Source organism: Sorangium sp. So ce887 (genome assembly GCF_051521455.1).
Taxonomy (GTDB): domain Bacteria; phylum Myxococcota_A; class Polyangia; order Polyangiales; family Polyangiaceae; genus Sorangium.
The window spans coordinates 1,156,360-1,173,983 of record NZ_CP150354.1 but is presented as its reverse complement, the minus strand read 5'-3'; the positions used below and the strand labels follow the sequence as shown (position 1 = coordinate 1,173,983).

The window sequence follows — 17,624 nt, the reverse complement described above, 5'->3', positions numbered from 1 at the left end:
ATTCTCAGGAGAGTACGGTGTCCGAGAGGGCCTATCCGCCGCCCGGCGGCGCCCCGGCCCCGGCTTCGCGCGGCCGCCGCCGGTAGAGCAGCCGGCTCACCGGCAGCCCGTCGGCGATGGCGTGATGCTCGCGCGGGCTCCTCGCGCCGTACGGGTTCTCGACGAGGTGCGGCGAGCCGGGCGTGTCGCCCGCCGGCTCGAACGCCGGGTGCGCGCCGATCTGCTCGGCGTAGAGCGCGGCGCGCTCCTCGACGTCGGTCTGCACGAAGAGCTCGCCGCCGTCCACCAGCAGGCGCGCGATGCTGTCGAGCAGCGCCGGGCCCATCACGAGGCGCTTCTCGTGGCGCTTCTTCCACCACGGATCCGGAAAGTGCAGGTAAAACCGCGCGATCGACGCGTCAGGCCGGAGCCGCGCGAGCGCCTCGCGCGCGTCGGCGTTCAGCGCCCGCACGCGGCCGCCCAGCCCGACCTTCTTCAGCCGCTCGTCGACGATCGCCGACCACTTCAGGCGGATCTCCAGCCCGAGCAGCCGCGCCTCGGGGCTCGCCGCAGCGCGCTCGAACAGGAAGCCGCCGCGGCCGGGGCCGATCTCGATCTCGACGGGGCCGGTGCCCGGGAGCAGCTCGTCGATGGAAACGTCGTCCCCGTCGGGGAAGCGGGGCGCGTCAGCGTAGGGGTGGTTCGGGCGCGGCTGGAAGACCATGGAGCCCCGGCGCTCTACCAAATGCCGGCCGCCCACGCGCGGGAAATCGCGGCCCTCCGGCGGGGCGCGGTGGTATTCGTCGGGCCCCATGGCGGCTCCCCAAGCCCCCTCCCCGCTGCGCGCCCTCGCCGCGCGCGCCCTCCCCTACGCGCCCGCGCTCGCCGCGAGCGGCGCGCTCGGCGCGGTGTGCATCCGGGCGGTCCTCGAGCAGGCGGGGCGCCCGGCCCTGCCGCTCGACGATGCGTTCATCCACATGCAGTACGCCCGGCGGCTCGCCGAGGGCGGCTTCTTCAGCTTCGTCGCCGGCGACGGGTACTCGACCGGCGCCACGAGCCTGCTCTGGCCCGTGCTGCTCGCCCCCTTCCACGCGCTCGGTCTGCGGGATCTCTCGCTCGTCTACGCGATCTGGGCGCTCGGGCTCGTGTTCCACGCCGCCCTCGCCGTCGAGACCGCGCGCCTCGCGCGCCCCCTGGCCGGCCCCGCGGCGGCCGCCGGCGCCGGCGCGATGTGCGCCGGGTTCGCGGCGTTCGCCTGGTTCGCCTGGAGCGGCATGGAGACGGTCGCCTTCGCCTGGATCCTCACCCGCACCGCCCGCCTGGCCGCCGCCCTCTGCGAGCCGGATCCGCCGGAGCCCGCCGCGGACAGCGCACAGCCCGCGCCATCCCCCGCCTCCGCCCAGCCGCCCCTCGCCTCCGCCCAGCCGTCCCCCGCCTCCACCCAGCCGCCCCCCGCCTCCGCCGCCCGCGCCCTCGCGCTCGCCGGCTTCGCGGCGCCCCTGCTCCGCCCCGAGGGCGCCCTCGCCTCCCTGATCGCCGCGCTCGCGCTCGCCGTCGCGGCGGCGCGCCGCCCCCCTCCCGCCCCTCACGCCGCCCCCCTCCCGCCCTCGCCGCCCTCCCCTGGCCGCCGCGCCTCCCGCCTCCTCGACGGGCGCCTCCTCGTCCTCGCGCCGCTCCTCGGCCCGCTCGTCGTCCCCGCCTTGAACCAGCTGCTCGCGGGCCACCCGACCTCGTCGACGACCACCGTCAAGTGGCTGCTCGGCAACCCCAACTACGACGGACCGACGCTCCGGGCCGCCGTCCTCGAAAACGTCCGGCTGCTCGTGACCGACGTGATCGACGGCGGCCAGTGGACCGCCGTCTTCCTCCCCGAGGGCTCCGCCGCCATCATCGCCCTCGGCGCCGTCGCGCTCGCCGTGGCGGCGCACCGGCGGGGCCGGCCCGTCCACGCCGCGATCGTGGTCGCCCTCGCGCTCGGCGCGCTGCTGCCCTGCACGTACCTGAGCTTTCTCTGGAACCGCGTGCGCTACGTCTGGCCCTTCGCCCCGGCGTGGATCGTCATGGCCGCGTGCCTCGCGCGCGAGCTCGGCGACGCCGCCCAGCGCCTCCGGCCCTCGCTCCACCACGTCACGCCCCTCGTCGCCGGCGCGTTCGCCGGCGCCCTGGCCGCGCGGCTCCCGTGGGCCATCGACGACCTCGCCAACTCGGCGCGCGCCATCGATCGGCAGCAGGCCTCGCTCGGCCGATGGGCCGCGCTCCACCTGCCCTCGGACGCCAGGATCGGCGTCAACGACACCGGCGCCCTCGCCTACCTCAGCGGCCGCAGCACCTTCGACGTCGTCGGCCTGACGACCGAGGGCGAGGCGCGCTACTGGGTCGCGGGCGCCGGCTCCAGGTTCGAGCACTACGAGACGCTGCCCCCGGAGCGCCGGCCGACGCACTTCATCGTCTACCCGCACTGGATGGCCTGCGCGCCGGTGCTCGGCCGCGAGCTCATCGACGCCACCGTCGAGGATCAGTCCATCCTCGGCGGCACCACGATGGTCGCCTACGAGGCGCGCTGGGACCTCCTCGGCTCCGGGGCGCTGCCGGTGCGGTCCGTGCCCGGCGAGAAGATCCTCGACGAGCTCGACGTCTCGGACCTCGAGTCCGAGTCGGCGCACGCCTACGCGCTCGAGCCGCTCGCCGACCAGCGCAACGTGGCGCTCTCGCTCGCCGCCCCCGAGAGCGACGCGCCCGGAGAGCTCGACCCCACCCGCGCCGAGATCGCCGACGGCGGCCGGTACCACCGGACCGCCGACCGCTTCGTCGCCCACCTCGCCGCGCCCCCCGCCGAGGCGCGCCTCGTGCTCCGGGTCGCCTCGGACGACGGCGCCGAGCTCGCGGTCTCCGTGGCAGGCGAGGAGGCCGGGACCGTCGATGTGCCGGCCGGAACCTGGGTCGAGCGCGCGCTCCCCCTCCCCGCCGCGCGCCTCTCCGGGCCGACCCCGATCGCGATCACCCTGCGGCGTGGCTCCGGATTCCACGCCTTTCATTACTGGGTCGCCGGACGCTGACACGCCGTTGACGGATCCGCGCGTTCGTGTAGCATCCTGGACGTTCACACAACATAGCAAGGCAGCGCGCAAACCACGGTAACAGTCGTGGGGGGAAGACCGGGCAGCGCGCGCGCTCCCTACATCCACGCACCGCCGCGCGCAGCAGATGGCCGGCGGTCCACGCGTACTCCAGAGGACATCGGGCGACCGGCGCGCGGGCTCGCCCGAGGACATCCCTGCTCGCTCTGCCCGGCTCTCGAACGATGGGGGGGATTCTATGCGAAGGTCGGCTCTGCTGCTCTGCTCGCTCCTCGCTCCGATGGGGGTGACCGGCGCCTCTCGGGCGCAGGAGCCCGCGCGCGGGGCGCCGGCCGGAGGCGATGACGGCGGTGAGGCGCAGTTCCTCTCGCTCGATCTCGAGGAGCTGCTCAACGTGAAGGTCTCCTCGGCCGGCTTCTTCGAGACCGAGAGCAAGTCGTCGACAGGGCAGGCGCGCCTCTACGACGCGCGCACGCTGAAGCTCTATGGCGTCCGCTCGCTCGACGACCTCCTGCAAGCCCACCAGCCCGGCGTCGTGATCGGCGAGCACGAGCGCACCTCGCGCCTCATCGGCGTGCGCGGGGTCCTCATCGACAACAACGCCAAGACGCTCGTCATGCACGACGGCGTGAACACGAACATGCGCGCCCATTTCGGCGCCATCGGGAGCACGCTGGCCGTGCCGCTCACCGGGGACATCGAGAAGGTGGAGGTGATCCTCGGCCCCGGCGCCATCGTCCACGGCTCCGGCGCGATCGGCGGCTTCGTCAACGTCCTCAGGCCCACGGGGATCACCCGCCCGGGGCTCTGGGGCAAGGCGTCCTATGCCTCCGGCGACACGCGCACCCTGGAGGCCAGCTATGGCGGCCTGCTCAGCGAGAAGCACAACGCCGATTACTTCCTCTACTTCGGAGTCGCCGACAACGAGGGAGAGAAGCCCGCGGCCCCCCGGCCGGACACGGCGGAGCTCTACGGCAGCGGCTACGCCGGCGTCACGACGTCTCCCTTCCTGCACCACACGCGCGTCGACGCCCTCGGCGAGCCGAGCTACAAGGGCTTCGGCCGCTTCCGCTACGGCTCCGAGCGCAGCCTCGTCAGCGTCGATCTGCGGCTCGACTACGCGCAGACGTCGATCATGAGCAACGTCCCGAACCGGACGACGACCGTCGAACAGATCATCGCCCAGTGGGCCGACAGCAACACCGGCCATGTGCGGCAGCGGAGCCTCGCTGTCACGCCGGAGATCCACGTCCGCCTGTCCGAGGAGCACAAGGTCGCGCTGATCCCGACCTTCTCGACCTTCGAGACCACCCTCGTCCCGGCCGACTGGGTCATCCACGAGGTGGAGAAGGTCTCCGGACCGGGCTCCGGCGAAGGGGTCGTGTCGACCGGGGGCCTCGGCGAGGAGCACAGCGACGTCAAGCTCGTCTACAAGACCACGGCGATCCGGAACACCCAGCTCGCCCTCGGCGCCTCGGCGAGCCACAAGCGCTTCGACGGTCACAGGTCCCGATGGGGGCGGATCCACGGCGCCGCCTACGAGTCGCCGGAGAGCTTCTCGTGGACCGAGCTCGCCGCCTTCGCCGAGAGCACCGCCACCTTCCGCGATCTCACGGTCTCCGCAGGCCTGCGCTTCGATCACGCGCGCTTCGGCGAGCTGGTCCTGAGGAACGGCTCTCGCGAGGTCGCGCCGGTGGTCAGCCCCGCCTACCGGGTCGCGGCCGCCTATGCGATCAGCGACACGCAGAACGTCAAGCTGTCCTACCAGAAGGGGTTCCGCTTCCCGGACGCCGCCTACTTCAACTGGCTGGAGCAGTTCAACGCCGCCTTCGAGGACGAGCCGATGGCGCCGCTGCCCGCGCTGAAGCCGGAGTCCTCCCACCTCGTGGAGCTCGACTACCTCGTGGGCCTGCTCGACGAGCGCCTCGTCCTCGACGTCGCCGTCTTCTACGAGCGCTACAGGGACACCCTGGGCTGGGTGTCGTGGGACCTCGTGCGGCCGGACGACTACCAGGAGCACGTGGTCGACAACCCGAGACACCCCTCCAGCGGCGGCTGGTGGGGCAGCTTCGCGAACAGCACAACCGACGTCCACGCCCTCGGCGGCGAGCTCGGCGTGCTCGGCGAGCTCGGCGGCGGGTTCGCAGGGGACGTGTGGTACAGCGTGACGAGGCCGTTCGGCGCGCAGAGCCCCATCCACATCCTCACCAGCTGGGACGCCGAGGCCTGGGCCAACTACCCCATCCACCTCGTCAAAGGTCACCTGAGCTACAGCGCCAGCCGGTTCACGGCGGGCCTCGCGGCGACGTTCCGGACTGGCATGAACAGCCACGGCACCCGGGACGCGCCCGCCCGCGACACGGACGACCTGCCGCCGAGAGACAGGCTGTACGCGCGCTCGGCGTTCAACCTCGACGCGGCGGTCTCCTTCTCGCCGCTGGAGCACGTCTGGGTCTCGGTGTTCGGCAAGAACCTCACCTTCAACAATGTTCCTCCTCCGACCTACGGCGCGCACCGGTTGATCCTCGCCACCGGCCGCCCCTACGTCGGCGCCTCGGTCGAGGTCGCTCACTGACGCCGCCTCGCCCTTGTGATAAACCGGAGAACACCTTGTCCGAAGCGCTCAATCAGGTTCACGAGCTGCTCGACCTGCGCGACGACGCCCCGGACAAGGGGCCGCGCGAGAGGGCTGTTCTCGACCTCCTGCTCTTCGAGCTCGGCGCGGTGACCTTCGCCCTGAGGGCGCAGCAGGTCGAAGAGGTGATCGCGTGGCGCACGCCCCTGCCGCTGCCACGCACCGATCCGCGGGTGATGGGCATCCTCCAGGACCGGGGGAGGATCATCGTGATCATGTCGGCCCCGCTCGCCGAGCCGGCGGCCGCGCCGCTCCGCATCGTCGTCTGCCGCACACAGCGCGGCTACCTGGGATTGCCCGCGGGCAAGACGCGGTGTGTGGCCGCGGTCAAGGTGTTCGGCGAGCTCGTGCCGAAAGCTGTGGTCGACACAAGCGAGGGGGTAGTAACCTTCCTGGACGTGGTCCATCTGCTCGACGCTTCCGAGGGCGCGCCGCAGCCGTCCGTCGCGCCGCGCGGCGATCCGGCCGCCTGGTCGAGTCGATGAGCGAGCCGAGCTCCCGGTCGTCCCCGCCGAAGCCCAGGCCGCCGAGCGATCCGGTCGATGAGGCGGGGACCTCGGTGAGCTCGTCCTCGCCGCCGAGGTCGCCGTCGAGCGTGCCGCCGAACCCGCCCGTGCTCGTCATCGACGACAGCGAGATCGCCCGAGAAGAGGTGTGCCGCGTGCTGGGCGCGGCCGGCTTCCAGGTGATCGCGCTCCCCTCCCCCATCGGGGCGACGCAGGCCATCGTGCGGCACCAGGCGCGCATCGTCGTCCTCGACGTCTTCATGCCCACCATCCGCGGAGACCGGCTGCTCACCCTGTTCCGGAAGAACCAGCGGCTCGGGCACCTCAGCGTCATCCTGATGTCCGGGCACTCCGAGAAGGAGCTCGAGCAGTTGCAAATGGAGGTCCAGGCGGACGCGGTCCTCTCGAAGAGCCACCTCGATCGCCTGCCGGCCCTCGTCCGGCGGCTCTCCGGCAAGGAGCGCTGACATGGGGGCCGTGGTCGCCATGCTGCACGCCGGGCTGCGATGCGCGTTTCCAGCGCAGCAGGTGCTCCTCGCCGAGGGCGGCCCCGCGCCCGAGCGCGGCGCCTGTCTCTGGGGGAACGCCGACCCGGGGAACGCTGGCCCGCATCGCGCGGCGCGCGCGGCGCCCGAGCCGGCGACGCGGAGCGTGCGCCTGTCGACCGGCGGCGGCGCCCTGGCGATCCCCTGCGCGTTCCCCAGGCTCGTGGAGGTCGACCGGGAGCACGTGTGGCCGCTGCCGGAGCTCCTCGCGGAGCTCCTGGCCATGCCCCACGTCGTCGGGCTCGCCGAGATCGACGGCGCGCTGCACTGGGTGATCGACGCCCGCCGCCTCCCCCACGCCTGATGCGGCGCCCATCGAGGACCCGTCCGAGGTCGTTCAAGGCTGACCAGAGAAACATGGTGTCTCCGAGCTCTTCGATTCGAATGCTGATGGCCCTCCTGCTCGTCACCACCGCGAGCGCCGAGGGCCGCTCCGCCGCGTCCGTCCCGTACGAGCTGCGGGGCGCCATCCTCCTGCGCTCGATCGGCTACGAGCGCGGGTTCGCGAGCCGGAAGGGCCCGGCCGTGCTCGCCGTCGTCGGCGGGGAGTCGGGCGAGAGCGCGGAGGACGCGAACGCGATGGCGGCCGTGCTCTCGAAGCTGGCCGCGAAGACGACCGTGGCCAGCCGGCCGGCGAGCGTCCTGCGCGTGACGTACAGCGGAAAGGCCCAGCTGCAGGAGGCGCTGCGCGCCGGCGGCGCCGAGGTGGTCTATGTGGCGCGCGGGCTGGCCGCGGCCATCCCGGACGTCCCGTCCCGCGAGGGCGCCGTGGTCCGCATCGTCGTGTGCGGCGACGGCGACGACACGAAGCGCGGCTGCGCCGTGGCCGTGGGGCTGGCCGGCGCCAAGCCCGAGCTCCTCCTGAACGTGAAGCACGCCAACGCCATCGGCCTCCGCTTCGACCCGCAGTTCCTCCGGCTCGCCCGCATCGTCGACTGACGCCCTCGCGACGTCGGCCGCCGACACGGCGCGTCGTCTCTCTCAGGATTCACGGTTCACGATTCACGGTTCACGACTCACGACTCACGATCTCTCCTTCAGCGTCCGTCACCGCTCCTCCCTCAGCCGCCATGTTCAACTTTCGCTCCATCCGCTGGAAGATCGCCGCCCTCGTCGCGTCGGTGGCCATCGTGCTGTCGGCGCTCGATCTGTGGCTGATCCCCGATCGCACGGCGCGGGCGAGCGAGGCCGAGCTGCGCGAGCGCGCCGGGATCCTCGCCACGATGCTGAAGGAGCCCATCGGCGTGGCCATGGACCTCGAGCAGCCGCCGGAGACCTTCCCGGACACCCTGCGGACCGCGATGACCGATCCCCTGGTGAGCTGGGTGTCCGTCTACGACGCCAAGGGGGAGCGCATCGCCGCGATCGGCGCGGTGCAGGCGCCCGCGAGCGCGCAGGGCGCGCAGGGCGAGGGCGACGCCAGCGTCGTCGTCAGCGAGGCCCCGATCCGCTCGCGGAACGGCGATCGCCAGCTCGGGACGCTCGCCGTGGGGCTGCGCAGCGACCGGATCGCCCAGCGCCGCGCCGACTCGCGCCGGACCATCGCCCTCCAGTCGGCGGGGATCATGCTGCTCGGCCTGGGCCTCGCGTGGGTCATCTCGGCGCGCATGACGCGCTCGATGGCGCACATCAAGGAGGCGGCGGACCGCATCGCCCGCGGCGACGTCTCGGCGCGGCTGTCGCTCAGGATCTCCGACGACGAGCTCGGCGACATGGCCAGCGCGTTCGAGCGGATGAACACCCAGCTGCGCGAGCTCCAGGAGACGGCCGCGCGGGTCGCGGGCGGCGATTTCACCTGCAAGATCACCGGCGACGGGGAGCTGTTCGCCGCGTTCCGGGCCATGGTGACGAGCCTCCAGGAGCTCGCCACGCGCATCGGCAACACCTCGTCGGAGGTCGCCTCGGCCGCCGCCGGGATGTTCTCGTCGGTGCGCGAGCAGGAGACGACCGCCAACCAGCAGAACGCGGCGCTCGAGGAGATCCGGAGGACCGTGGAGGCCCTGACCGGCAGCGCGGACCACATCGCGAAGGACGCGACGACCGTGCACGAGATGGCGCAGCGGAGCCTCGTCAGCGTAAAGCACACCGCGGAGCAGACGCGCCTCGTCAGCTCCCACTCGGACCGCATCGGCGAGATCCTGTCGCTGATCCAGAGCATCGCCGACAAGTCGGACCTGCTCGCGCTGAACGCCGCGCTCGAGGGCACGAAGGCCGGCGAGGTGGGGCGCGGGTTCTCGCTCGTGGCCGCCGAGATGCGCCGGCTGTCCGAGCACGTGATGGACTCGGTGCGCGACATCCGCAAGCTCGTGGCGGACATGCACGCGGCCTCCCACGCGTCCGTGCTCGCGACCGAGGACGGCATCAAGCTGGCCCGCGACACGGCCGCGGCCGCCGCGAAGATCTCGGACGCGGTGGACCACCAGCGCGAGGGGACGGCGCAGGTGAAGACGGCGATCGTCGATATCGTCGGGGCGGTGAACGACACGCTGACGAGCAGCGCGGACGCGACGCGCTCGGCCGAGTCGCTGCTCCAGCTGTCGCACGCGCTCAAGGCGACGGCGCGGGCCTTCCGGGTCAAGGCGGCCGGGGCGAAGCGCGAGAAGCCGGCCATCGCGGAGGCGGACGCGGATGAGGAGCCGGGCTGACCTCGCCGCCACGTTCCACCGGGCCATGCCGGACCGCGTGGCCCAGGCGACGGACCTATGGCTCGGCTACGAGCAGGGCCAGAGCGGCAACCTGCCGGTCCTGCGCCGGCTCCTGCACACGCTGAAGGGCGAGGCGCACATGCTGGAGCTCGCCGCGTGCGGCGACCTCGCCGAGCTGGCCGAGACCGTCATCGACGCGGTGCGGGGCGGCGGGCGCCCCACGCAGCTCATCGGCGACAGCGTCCTCGGCGCGCTGGAGGCGCTCGGGCTCCTGTCGGCGAGCGTCGGCGAGGAGGCCGCGCCGGACCTCCACGCCGTGAAGGAGACCCTCCGCGCGGCGCACGCGGAGCTCACGAGCGGGCGCTCGCCCGCCGGGGAGCCCGCGCCGCCGCCCGCCCCCATGACCGAGAGCGCCCTGCCGCCGCGGCTGGACCCGCCCGCGGTCCTCGACGCGGAGGCGGTCGGGGCGCGCGTGCACGAGCTGCAGCGGCTCCACGGCGAGCGGGAGGTCCTCCAGCGGAGGCTCCGCGAGGCCCAGCGCATGCTCCGCGCGCTGCTCGTGGAGATCGATCCGCGGGGGGGGACGGACCGGGTCGCCGAGCGCATCACGAAGACGCTCGGCTACGGCGCGGAGATCGAGCGCCTCCTCGGCGCCGTGCGGGCGGACTGGTCGAGCAACGAGTTCGCGTCCGGGCGCGCGCTCGGCGAGCTCGACGAGGTGGTCCGCGCGGCGTCGGTGGTGCGCACCGAGCGCCTCTTGAACCAGGTCTCGCTCGCCGCCCGGAGCGCGGCGCGCATGCTGGGCAAGGACGTCGAGGCGCGGGTCGAGGGGACCGGGCTCCTCGACGCGGCGGTGGAGCGCCGCCTCGAGCCGGTGCTCCTGCACCTCGTGCGCAACGCCGTCGATCACGGCATCGAGCCGGCGGACGTCCGCGCGCGCCGCGGCAAGCCCGCGCGCGGGACGGTGGCGGTGACCGTGGTCCAGACCGACGCCGCCGTGCGGGTCGAGGTGAAGGACGACGGCGGCGGGGTCGACTTCGCGCGCCTGCGCGAGGTGCTCGCGGAGGCGGTCCCGGGGGCCGCGTCCCTCGACGACACCGCGCTGATCCCGTACCTGTTCGCGCACGGGCTCACGACGAGCCGCAGCGTCGGCGCGATCTCGGGCCGGGGCGTCGGGCTCGACGTCGTGGCGCGGGAGATCGGCGCGCTGGGCGGGCAGGTCCGGGTCGACTCGAGGCCCGGGCTCGGGACGACGATCCTGCTCGTGGTGCCGAAGAACCTCCACGGCGAGGAGGTGGTCCCCGTCTCCTGCGGGCGGTTCCGGTGCGCGGTGCCGACGCACGCCGTGCACTCGGTGATGCTGCTCGACGAGCTGCTGCACACCTCGGACGGCCCGCGCGTGCGCCTGACCAGCGGCCCGAGCGCGGAGCTCGTGCCGCTCTACGCGCTCGGGGCGGTGCTCGGCGACGGGGGCCAGCCCGAGCCGGGGGACGCGGCGCTCGTGCTGCACCACGCCGCGGGCCTGTTCGCGGTGAGCGTGGACGGCTACGAGAACCCGCGGCTCTGCGCCCTCGTGCGGTCGGAGGAGCTGCCGTGGAGCTCGCCGCTCGTGCGCGGCGTGGCGCCGACGGCGGACGGCGAGGCGATGCTGCTCCTCGACGTCGAGCGGGTGTTCGCGTGCGCGCGGCAGGCGCCCCGGGAGGCGCCCTTCGCCGCCGCCCCCGAGTCGAAGCGCGAGCCGCTCGCGCTCGTCGTGGAGGACGCCCCTGTCGCGCGGGAGCTGCTCTGCGGCATCCTGCGGGCGCTCGGCCTGCGCGTGGAGGAGGCGAGCGACGGGCGGGAGGGGCTCGCGCGGGCGCGGGCGACGCCGCCGGACGTGGTGCTGACCGACCTCGAGATGCCGTACATGAACGGCCTCGAGATGGTGGCGGAGCTCCGGCGCACGCCCGCGCTCGCCCGGGTGCCTGTCGTGGTGCTGACCACGCAGACGACCGCGACGCACGCGCAGAACGTCGCCGCGCTGCGCGGGCTCGGCGTGCGCGCGGTGCTGTCGAAGCAGCGGTTCGTCGAGGAGGAGCTGCGCCGGATCATCGCGGAGAGCCTCGGGGGCGCGTGAGCACGCGGGTCGTGATCGCCGACGACTCGGACATCGCCGCGGCCCTGCTCGAGGCGATCCTGGAGGAGGACGCGGGGATCCGCGTGGTGGGCCGGGCGCGGACCGGGGCCGAGCTCCTGTCCTTGCCGGAGGTCGCGATCGCCGACGTGGTGCTCGTGGATCTGCTCATGCCCGAGCTCGACGGCCTGTCCGTGATCCGGACCCTCGCCGCCCGCGCCGGCGTGATCGTGGTCAGCTCGCTCCCGCGCGGCTCGGCGGTGGTCCGCGAGGCGCTGGCGCAGGGCGCCGGCGCCACCGTCGAGAAGCGCGAGCTCTCCGGCGCCCCGGCCCGGGCGCGGCTGCGCGCCGCGGTGCTGCGCGCGGCCCGGCGGCCGGCGGCGGCGCGGGGCGGTCGGGTGATCCTCGTCGCGGGCTCGACCGGGGCGATCCCCGCGCTGGAGGCGCTGGCGCGGGGGCTCGGGCCGCTCGATGTGCCGGTGCTGATCGTGCAGCACCTGCCGGATCGGCGGGAGCGGGACCTCTCGCGGGCGCTCCGCGGGCTGGGCGCGCGGGCGCGGCCGGCGCGGGCCGGGGACGCGCTCTCGCCGGGGTTCCTGCTCGCGCCGTCGGGGTTTCACATGGCCATCGACGCGCGCGAGCGGATCCAGCTGACGGGCGATCTGCCCGTGAGCGGTCACAGGCCGTCGGCGGAGGTCCTGTTCGCGTCGGCGGTGCCGCTCGCCCGGCGGGTCGCCGCGCTTGTGCTGTCGGGCCTCGGCGACGACGGCGTCCGCGCGCTGCCGGGGCTCTCGGGCGGCGGGGGCCTCTGCTTCGCGCAGGAGCCCTCGGAGTGCAGCGCGCCGGGCATGCCGCGGGCGGCGCTGCTCTCGTCGCCGCGCGTGCGGCCGATCCGCGTCGTGGATTTCGTCGCGCTCGCGCGGAGGTGGGTGCTCGGTGAGGGATGATCGCTCGCTGGAGCGCGCCCTCGCGCGCGTCCTGTCGCCCCGGCTGGGCCACGTGCCCTCGCGGTGGCCCGAGACGCTCTACCTGCACGTGCGGGAGCGCGCGCAGCGGGCCGGGCAGGGCGAGGCGGAGTACGTCGAGCGCGTGGGCCAGGCCGGGGAGGCGGCCCTGCTCGCGATGCTGCTCGACGCCGCGACGATCGGGCACACGGCGGCTTACCGGCACCCGGAGCAGTTCGACCGCCTGCAGCGCGCGCTGGCCGGCCTCGCGGCGAGGCGGCCGGGCCCGCTGCGCATCTGGTGCGCGGGCTGCTCGACGGGCGAGGAGGCGTACAGCGCCGCCCAGAGCGCGCAGGCGGCGGGGGTGGACGCGGCGGTGCTGGGCACCGACGTCAACCCGGTCGCGATCGCTGTGGCGCGGAGCGGCCTCTTGCCGCAGCGGCGCTCGGTGGGCGCGCCCTTGCCGGCGGCGTGGGCCGAGCGGGTGCCCGAGGCGCTGCGGCGGCGCGTGCGCTTCGAGGTGGCGTCGCTGACCGACGCGCAGCCGGCGCTCGGGGCGGGGCCGTTCGACGTCATCTTCTGCCGCAACGTCCTCATCTATTTCGATCGGGAGCAGGTGCCGCGCCTGCTTGGCCGGCTCGCCGCGGAGCTCGTTCCCGGCGGCCACGTCATCCTCTCGCCGGCGGAGGGCATCTTGCCGCTGCCCCCGGAGCTCCGGCGGGGTCCTGCGCCGGGCTGGCTGCGGCTGCCGGAGGGCGATGACGGGCCGGAGCCGGCGAGCCCGAGGGCGCGCGTCGCGCAGATCGAGGAGGAGAGCGGGCCGGCCTCGGCGCGGGGGGGCGCGGCGGTCGGCGGCGTCGCGGTCGCGCAGGCCCCCGCCGCCGCCGCGGTCGCGCAGGATCGACGCGCGGACGCGGCGGCCAGGCTGCTGAGCGCCGGGCGCGCCGCGGAGGCCGAGCAGGTGCTGTCGGCGCTGCTCAACGCGGATCCGGAGCACCTGGAGGGGTGGTTCCTGCTCGGGGAGGCGCTGCTGGCGCGGGGCGAGCGGGCGCAGGCGCGGGCGGCGTTCCAGCGGGTGCTCCGCTGCTCGGCCGCCGGCACCCGCAACGTCGACGCGGACGCGCTGCGGCGCGCGGCGGTGCGGCGGGCGGAGGCGCTGCGCGACCCTCGCTGAATCGCTGACGAGGCGGGAGACGTTGCGCGCCGGGCTCCCCCGGCGGCCCTCACTTCACGTCGCGCGGCCCGTCCGGCAGCGCGATGGAGATCTCGACCCGCTCCGCGGGCAGCTTGGTCTCTCCGAGCGCGGCGCCGGCGGGGTCGTGCTCGGCGTGACCGACCGCGGACAGCCGGGCTCCCGGCACCGCGCACGCCTCCTGGAGCGCCTGCGCGACGCTCGCCGCCCGGGCCGCGGAGAGCGCCCACGGCGTCGGATAGTCGCGCTGCAGGACGGGCGCCACGAGGTCCGGAGGACCGCTGACCGCGCCGACGCGGATCGGCGCCGGGCCGACCGCCGCGACGGTGCTCGCGACTTGGCACAAGAGGGCTCGGCCCTGCGGGCTCACGTCGACTTTGTACGGAAGGAACACCGCGGTCTCCGGGAGCACGACGAACGCCTGTCCGTCCGCGACGGCGAGCGCCGCGACCCCCTTCTTGATCTGCTTGTCGAGCTTCGCTGCGAGCTCGGTCTTGAGCTGCTCGACCCGCTCCAGGCCCGATTTCTTCGCGGCCTCGGTCTGCTGCCGCTCCGCTTCGACCTTCTCGACCTGCGCCGTCTTTGCCTGGAGCTCTCCGCGCACCTGGCTCAGCGTCTGTTCGAGGTCTTTGCCCTTCTCGCTCGACTTTCGCTGCTCCTCGAGCAGGAGCACGTGAGCGCGGCGAAGCGGAACGTAATATGCCGCCACGAACGTCGCGCTCGCGACGAGGAGGAGCGCCGGCACAAGCCGGATCCAGCGTCGGAAGCCGGAGGATCCAGCGCTGTTGCTGGCCGCGACCGCCTCATTCGCTGTGCTCATGAATGTCTCCATGCTCCGCCCCCATCGGCGGCGAGAATACCGACATGGCGAGGATCCTGCCAGCGCCACGGGGCGCACCTCATTCATTGCAAAAATCCGCACCGTCTCGAAAGCGCGCCCTGCCTCATGTCGGTGTGTACAGGTGCGCTCGTGCCGTGGCATCCTCGTGCGCGCAAGGGAGGACTTTGTATGAAACCGCCGCCCCTTCCGGCCAGGCGCCCAGCGCCGCCCGTTCCCGCCAGGCGCCCAGCGCCGCCCGTTCCTGTGACCGATGATCGCGAGACGCTCTGGCACGTCGCGGTCGCTCCGGACGACATCAAGGTGCTCACGTTGGAGAAGCTCGACGATCTGTTCCGGCTCGACCTCATCGACGAGTCGACGAAGATATGGCGACCCGGGATGGCCGCCTGGCAGCCGCTCGGCGTCGTGGCGGGCATCGACTCGGCCCCGGCCGAGTCGGCGCGGGTCCAGGGTCCGCCGAGCGCGTCGCGTCGGGGCCCGCCGCGCCCGCCGCCCCCGCCCGTTCCCGGGTCGCGGAACATGGAGTCGGATCATCCGACGCCGGTGGTGTCGAGCCTGTCGTCCACGATGCCGCTCGCGGGCAAGATGACGATCGAGTCGCTGGACAGCTCGCCGCAGCACCTCGTGACGCGGACCGAGGTGCACGCGCCGCCGGCGGCGATGCTCGCGGCGTCTCGGCCCACCGCGCCGCCGGGGGTGCCGGATCTGCGGGCGCCGGATCTGCGGGCGCCGATGTTGCTGCAGCGCGACGTGACCGAGGTGACCGTCGCGGCGCCTCGCGCGCACGACACGGGCCGGGCGCAGCGCCTGATGCTCGCGCTGTCGGTCGTGGCGGGGCTGATGGTGACGCTCTACCGCAATGACGTCCTCCTCGACGCCGCGCGCTCCGCGGGGCGCGAGGGCGTGTATCAGCGGATCGAGACGGCGTTCGGCGGCCCCGGGTTCGGGACCCCGCGCTCGATCGAAAAGCTCGGCGTCTCCTCGGCGCCGGCGCCCGTCAAGTAAGCGCGCCGCGCTCCGGCATCCCCGCGGGGCTGCGCGACACACCGCGTCGCGGCGTTCAGCCGCCCTGAGACAGCGATCCGGACAGGAAGACCGCCAGGGCGCCAAGCACGCCAGTAGACCCCAGAAGGATTCTCTTCTCGGGCTCCCTGGCAACTCGGCAGCTCATCTCCTTCTCCCAGGAGCATCGCTATCACGCCGCTCGCTGTCAGCGATGGATCGCGTGAATCGCGTGAATCGCGTGGCTCGCTCCGAGGCTCGCCACCGCCTCGCGGGTCGCGCTGTGCGCTGGCTGGCACAGCAACGCCCGTGCCATTGAACTCAGCATCTCGTTCACGCGCCGTGTCATCCCTCCTCATCCATCGACATCGTAAATCAACCTTGATGGTGCAGGCGAGCTCGGCGCTTGCTATAGTAAAGACCTTACTCTAACCGGGGGCGCGACTTACCGGACGCCATGCGATCCCCGGTTTGACGCCGAAGCTTTGTCAGCACGCCCGCCGCGCTCTGACGCGGCGGGATTCGGTCAGCACCGTCACTTGAAGAGAAAAGTGAGGTAGTTGTATGTCGCTATTTATCGCACGCGGCCCAGCTGTTTTCCTGACTCAAGTTGGTTTGCTCACCACAGCTTCGTGGACGCTCGCCGGATGCGGCCACGCGGATCTCCCGGACGATCCGATCGAATCGCACGGCCAGGCCATCGCCTCCGGGGGTCCCGGCGATGAAGAGGAGGACTGCGCCGAAGAGGAAGCCTCGTTCGCTTCGCGCGAGATCACACGGGATCTCTCGTTTCCGATGCGGATCGTCTGGGGACCGGATGGCTATCTCTGGTTGACCGAGCGCGTCGGAAAGCGCGTCGTCCGCGTGAGGCCGGAGGACGGCGTGCGGACGACCGCGATCACCCTCTCGGAGGTGTTCCAGTCGGGGGGTCAGGACGGGCTGCTGGCCCTGGCCCTGCACCCGGATCTGCTGAAGGGCAAGGGGAAGGACTACGTGTATGTCTCCTTCACCTATGACGTCGATCCAGGTCCAGCGGTGGACCGCAGGACGAAGATCCGCCGCTACACGTACGACCCGGCGACCGAGACGCTCGGGAGCCCCTTCGACGTCATCACGGGCCTGCCGGGGAGCGACGATCACAACTCGGCGCGGCTCCTGTTCGGCCCCGATCGGAAGCTCTATTACACGGTGGGGGATCAGGGGAACAACCAGTTCGCCAGGAAGTGCCTCCCGATCCGCGCGCAGGCGCTGCCCACGGCGGCCGAGGTCGCGGCGCAGGACTGGTCGACGTACGTCGGCAAGGTCCTGCGCCTGAACGTCGACGGCTCGATCCCGCACGACAACCCGTGGATCGGCGGGGTCCGCAGCCATGTCTATTCGTACGGCCACCGCAACCCGCAGGGCCTCACGTTCGGCCGCGATGGCAAGCTCTATGCGAACGAGCATGGGCCGAAGAGCGATGACGAGCTGAACCTCATCAAGCCCGGCAAGAACTACGGCTGGCCCCACGTCGCGGGCTATCAGGACGACCAGGCCTACACGTACGACAACTGGTCGGCCTCGAGCCCGGAGTCCTGCGAGTCGCTCGTGTGGAACGACTACGTGCCCCCTCCCTCCGTCCCGCGACAGCTGGAGAGCGCCTTCAGCCACCCGTATTTCAAGGAGCCGCTCCTCACCTTCTTCACCGTCGACAACGACTACGACTTCTTCGACCCGGCGTGCGGCTTCCTCCAGTACATCTGCTGGCCCACGATCGCGCCCTCCTCGCTCCACTACTACCCCTCCGGGCACGGCATCCCCGGGTGGGGGAACACTCTCCTGATGACCGCCCTCAAGAAGGGCGCGCTGTACCAGGTGAAGCTGAGCGCGAACGGGAAATCCGTGGTCGGCGAGCCCGTCGTCCACTTCCAGAGCACCAACCGCTACCGCGATCTCGCGATGAGCCCGGACCGCAAGACACTCTACATCATCACGGACACCGCCGGGAACACGAGCTCACCGACCGGCGGCGCCACGACGGCCCTGGAGAACCCGGGGGCGATCCTCGAGTTCAAGTACACGGGATCGCACTGAGCCAGCGCCGGGGTCGCAGGGCCTGCCTCGTACCGACGCGGGCCCTGCGGCATCCAACCGAATCGCCGCGCT

The 17,624-nt window shown here is 72.9% G+C and carries 14 protein-coding genes; 12 read left to right on the top strand and 2 right to left on the bottom strand.

Going from position 1 to position 17,624, the window contains the following annotated elements:
• Window positions 1–31: 31 nt before the first annotated feature.
• A complete protein-coding gene (gene trmB, locus WMF36_RS04490; RefSeq protein ID WP_437578375.1) occupies window positions 32–793 on the bottom strand; it encodes a tRNA (guanine(46)-N(7))-methyltransferase TrmB in 762 nt (253 codons plus the stop codon).
• Here trmB and WMF36_RS04485 point away from each other — a divergent pair.
• The 10 genes from WMF36_RS04485 (at window position 792) to WMF36_RS04440 (ending at window position 13,618) form a co-directional block, all read left to right on the top strand.
• Complete coding sequence (locus tag WMF36_RS04485; RefSeq protein ID WP_437578374.1) at window positions 792–3,035, top strand: hypothetical protein; 2,244 nt, start codon at window positions 792–794, stop codon at window positions 3,033–3,035. The genes trmB and WMF36_RS04485 overlap by 2 nt on opposite strands.
• A gap of 259 nt (window positions 3,036–3,294) precedes the next feature.
• Window positions 3,295–5,631, top strand: a complete 2,337-nt coding sequence (locus tag WMF36_RS04480; RefSeq protein ID WP_437578373.1) for a TonB-dependent receptor plug domain-containing protein — start codon at window positions 3,295–3,297, stop codon at window positions 5,629–5,631.
• Between the two features lie 35 nt (window positions 5,632–5,666).
• On the top strand, window positions 5,667–6,176 hold the full coding sequence (locus tag WMF36_RS04475) for a chemotaxis protein CheW (protein WP_437578372.1): 510 nt from the start codon (window positions 5,667–5,669) through the stop codon (window positions 6,174–6,176).
• Complete coding sequence (locus WMF36_RS04470; RefSeq protein WP_437578371.1) at window positions 6,173–6,664, top strand: response regulator; 492 nt, start codon at window positions 6,173–6,175, stop codon at window positions 6,662–6,664. Before WMF36_RS04475 ends, WMF36_RS04470 begins: the two co-directional genes overlap by 4 nt.
• A gap of 1 nt (window position 6,665) precedes the next feature.
• Window positions 6,666–7,046, top strand: coding sequence for a hypothetical protein (locus tag WMF36_RS04465; protein ID WP_437578370.1), 381 nt, complete (start codon window positions 6,666–6,668; stop codon window positions 7,044–7,046).
• An 80-nt stretch (window positions 7,047–7,126) separates the two neighbouring features.
• Window positions 7,127–7,681: a YfiR family protein gene (locus WMF36_RS04460; protein WP_437486844.1), complete on the top strand. Its 555-nt coding sequence runs from the start codon at window positions 7,127–7,129 to the stop codon at window positions 7,679–7,681.
• A 131-nt stretch (window positions 7,682–7,812) separates the two neighbouring features.
• Window positions 7,813–9,387: a methyl-accepting chemotaxis protein gene (locus WMF36_RS04455; protein ID WP_437578368.1), complete on the top strand. Its 1,575-nt coding sequence runs from the start codon at window positions 7,813–7,815 to the stop codon at window positions 9,385–9,387.
• Complete coding sequence (locus tag WMF36_RS04450) at window positions 9,371–11,503, top strand: hybrid sensor histidine kinase/response regulator (protein ID WP_437578367.1); 2,133 nt, start codon at window positions 9,371–9,373, stop codon at window positions 11,501–11,503. The genes WMF36_RS04455 and WMF36_RS04450 overlap by 17 nt, the downstream gene beginning before the upstream one ends.
• On the top strand, window positions 11,500–12,447 hold the full coding sequence (locus WMF36_RS04445; RefSeq protein ID WP_437578365.1) for a chemotaxis protein CheB: 948 nt from the start codon (window positions 11,500–11,502) through the stop codon (window positions 12,445–12,447). Before WMF36_RS04450 ends, WMF36_RS04445 begins: the two co-directional genes overlap by 4 nt.
• Complete coding sequence (locus WMF36_RS04440; protein WP_437578364.1) at window positions 12,437–13,618, top strand: CheR family methyltransferase; 1,182 nt, start codon at window positions 12,437–12,439, stop codon at window positions 13,616–13,618. The genes WMF36_RS04445 and WMF36_RS04440 overlap by 11 nt, the downstream gene beginning before the upstream one ends.
• Before the next feature lie 49 nt (window positions 13,619–13,667).
• Here WMF36_RS04440 and WMF36_RS04435 read toward each other — a convergent pair whose 3' ends face one another.
• Window positions 13,668–14,456: a hypothetical protein gene (locus WMF36_RS04435; RefSeq protein ID WP_437578362.1), complete on the bottom strand. Its 789-nt coding sequence runs from the start codon at window positions 14,454–14,456 to the stop codon at window positions 13,668–13,670.
• Window positions 14,457–14,720: 264 nt separating this feature from the next.
• Between WMF36_RS04435 and WMF36_RS04430 the strand changes: the two genes are divergently transcribed.
• Window positions 14,721–15,482, top strand: a complete 762-nt coding sequence (locus WMF36_RS04430) for a DUF4339 domain-containing protein (RefSeq protein ID WP_437578361.1) — start codon at window positions 14,721–14,723, stop codon at window positions 15,480–15,482.
• Between the two features lie 612 nt (window positions 15,483–16,094).
• Window positions 16,095–17,552, top strand: a complete 1,458-nt coding sequence (locus WMF36_RS04425; RefSeq protein WP_437578360.1) for a glucose/sorbosone family PQQ-dependent dehydrogenase — start codon at window positions 16,095–16,097, stop codon at window positions 17,550–17,552.
• Window positions 17,553–17,624 lie beyond the last annotated feature (72 nt).